Here is a 1,038-nt window from a genome sequence, read left to right on the forward strand (position 1 = left end):
GGTGTGGGGCAAGTGTGATAGGTTGCGCATCAGAGAACTCCTTCGTTGTTGGTGTTGATGGACAATGCCAATTATCACCGAAGGAGTTTCTTTTTCATCCCCCTACAGGCTTCTTTACTTAGCTTGATGCGCATGGGGCGGCACCGAGACCGCCCCGACGCACAAGCGATGCCATCGCAATCACCACCAGGAGCAAGGTGATTTCCAAGAGTGGGGCCGCAAGTCAGCACAGACTTGTAGATGGGCTTTCAACCTGTTGAATGTTCGCACTCATCCCGCCTATGACGAGCATCGCCAGTTCTACTTGATGAACCATGCCAATGCCGGATGGGCGGAAGGCTTGATTATGTGACCGGGCACGGGCGGCGCTCAGGCCGCCCACATTTTGGAGAAGACATCATGACGAGATCAGAGCTGGCTCGCAGCGTTCTGCTGAGCAACACCTACACCGACACAGCGCTGCATTGATGAAGAGCAGGCGGCGAAGGTCATCACCGACAACAGCATGGACCACAAGCGTTATCTGGTTTACATTGACTGCGTCGAGAGGCAGACAGAAAAGGCAATCCTGGCGCAGGTTGGGAGTTGGCGCAGCCGCATGAGCCGTGAAGGATGGTTGCCCAAGTCGCAAGGTGAATTTGTCAATGTGAAAGAGGCATTGATTCCTGTATGGCTCGCGCGCAAGTTCGGCTACCCTATCAGCGCGGATTCATACCTCTATGACTGAGCCACAACCAGACTTTCTGGGCGGTTGATGCAAGCATCTGGCTGTTAGACTCCGATTTGGGAAGTAATATAACTTATGCAGTAAATAGATCAAAAGGAACCTCTCATATGCGAAATTGGTTATATCATATGTATAACATTCAAATCATAAATCATAATTCAATAAGTTTAATTCTAAGTACATGACAAAAGTTGAGTAACTTGTCGAAATGCAATCTGTTGGATGCGATCCGCAAGATTGCATAAGATGTGCCGCAAATGATTCAATCCGTAGCGAAAAATACTTCTCGCCAGTCGTCCATGCTTCTTGGT

At 49.5% G+C, this 1,038-nt stretch carries 1 protein-coding gene; it reads left to right on the forward strand.

The features are described 5' to 3' along the window. Positions 1-505: 505 nt before the first annotated feature. Positions 506-727, forward strand: a complete 222-nt coding sequence (locus VJ464_30430; GenBank protein ID HKQ09477.1) for a hypothetical protein — start codon at positions 506-508, stop codon at positions 725-727. Positions 728-1,038 lie beyond the last annotated feature (311 nt).

The sequence above is a fragment of the Blastocatellia bacterium genome, assembly GCA_035275065.1.
Classification (GTDB): Bacteria; Acidobacteriota; Blastocatellia; order UBA7656; family UBA7656; genus DATENM01.

What these genes read in the sequence shown, in the direction of transcription:
- VJ464_30430 (HKQ09477.1), top strand. Translation starts at nt 506, where the DNA reads ATGGACCACAAGCGTTATCTGGTTTACATTGACTGCGTCGAGAGGCAG.